Annotated in this window: 2 protein-coding genes and 1 pseudogene; 2 read left to right on the forward strand and 1 reads right to left on the reverse strand. The window is 31.5% G+C overall.

The genetic code is table 11. The features are described 5' to 3' along the window. Both EKL98_RS15405 and EKL98_RS15410 read left to right on the forward strand, forming a co-directional pair. Positions 1-447: pseudogene (locus EKL98_RS15405) on the forward strand (DNA polymerase); the annotation flags it as partial. A gap of 376 nt (positions 448-823) precedes the next feature. Further along, entirely contained in the window at positions 824-1,555 is a 732-nt protein-coding gene (locus tag EKL98_RS15410) for a nicotinamide mononucleotide transporter family protein (protein ID WP_126563090.1), read from the forward strand. A 90-nt stretch (positions 1,556-1,645) separates the two neighbouring features. Here the strand turns inward: EKL98_RS15410 and EKL98_RS15415 are convergent. Continuing rightward, positions 1,646-1,996, reverse strand: a 351-nt coding sequence (locus EKL98_RS15415; protein ID WP_317125398.1) for a PhoU domain-containing protein, incomplete at its 5' end; no start/stop codon positions are given.

Genomic DNA, 1,996 nt, shown 5'->3' on the forward strand with positions numbered 1-1,996 from the left:
CGAAAAGAAAGTGCGGAGGTGATTGATGCTTATTATGCAACGTATCCAAAACTAAAATCTTATATGGCGAAGCAAGTAGATTTTGCGGGAGAAAAGGGTTATGTGCAAACGGTTTGAGGAAGACGACGTTATTTGAAAGATATTAATTCTGCCAATATGATGGTCAAAAGTGGCGCCGAACGAAATGCCGTAAACGCCCCAATTCAAGGTTCAGCCGCCGACATCATCAAAATTGCGATGATAAATATTCACAAGAAATTAGTTTCAGAAAACTGGAAATCGAAAATGTTGTTGCAAGTACACGATGAGTTGGTTTTTGATGTTCACAACTCAGAACTAGAAAAAATCCAACCGATGATTAAACACGAAATGGAAAATGCCTTTAAAATGGATGTTCCGTTGGATGTAGAAATTGGAATGGGGGAAAATTGGCTGGAAGCGCATTGAAAATAGTGGGCAGTTGACAGTTTTTAGTGTTCAGTTTGAGCAACTTTGTTATTCCGTAGCAATCTTAAAAAACTTATACATATAATGAGTATAACAGAAGAAGAAATAATTCAATTCTTAAAAGAAAAAACTTACGAAGAACTACTCACATCTGAAACTGATATTTTCATTTCGCTGATTTATTCTTTAGTAAGAAAATATTTTAGAAAAATTATTGACTATTTCAATCTCCAAACTAGATTATAAATACCCCTGGATTAATTAGAAATTACTAGTGTTTGAAAAAAATTCCAATAATCTACAACTCCTTTTAAGATTGAAATAAAAACAGGTAATTTGGACAATAATCTTTATATATTTGCCTAAACAAAATTAGATGAGTCTACTTTCGCTTTCTGAAAAATCAATAAAAACTATCAAATCGATTACCAATAGCACTTATTTGGATGTTATTGGTTTAACCATAGTTATCACAGCATCAATTATTTTAGAATATCATAAAACGGTTTTCAATTTCACCTTTCAGCATCAGAAATACGTTTTTTATTTGGGTTATATTTCCATCTTGAATACTGGTTTTTCGATGATGGGAAATCGATTGGTTACCAAGAAAAACAATATTGGGAATTTCATCACCACTTGCAATACTTTCTTGAGTGGTTCGATTGATTATTTACTTGGAAATGCCGGAGCAATTCTTACCTATCCTGTGTCGTTTATTGGAAATTATGTCGTTTTCAAAGCTTGGAAAAAAAGCAAAATTCTACGTTCAATAGATTTTATATTTTATAGAAATATAATTTTAGGTTTTTTCTTTTCTTTTGTCTTAAATTACATTGCCTTCAAATATTTATCTGAAAAACCCATTGATTGGAAGTTGTTTTTTGCTATAACTATTCCGGCAGGAATCACTTTTGGAGGAACATTCAACACCGCAAGAATGTACCCTGACAATTGGTTTCTGTGGCAATTTTACAATTTAACAAAAGCCATTCAGAACCTAATGTTGATGAATATTGCGAATGTTGCCAAATATACTTTCTATTTTTTTAATGCCATTCTAGGGTATATTACTTGGAGGGATGATAAGAAAAAAGGAAGTATTTAGTCTGTTTTCATCAAAACATTTTACACAAGAAAGCCAATTTCATTATTAAAATGAAATTGGCTTTCTTATTTGAAAATATTAAAATAGTAGCTATTCTAATTTATCGATTTTCAAATCTTCGAATTTGTCGTGTTTGATAATTTTAGCATTCACCATAAAATACACATACTCTGCAATATTAGAACAATGATCCGAAATACGTTCCAAATGTTTTAATGCAATAACCAAATTAGTTCCGGAAACGACCACTTTTGAATGGGCTTTCATTTCTTCAATAATGTGTTCAATAATAATATCACCTTTCGATTTGATGCTTTTTTTCAAAGTCAAAATTTCTGAAATCGTTTTCTCGTCTTGTGTCGATAAACACTCATTGGCTTTTGCGGTAATTAATTCAGCCTCTTGTGCCGTATCAGCTGTTTCAAATGTTGTAATTAAGTC

The sequence above is a fragment of the Flavobacterium bomense genome (assembly GCF_003970355.1).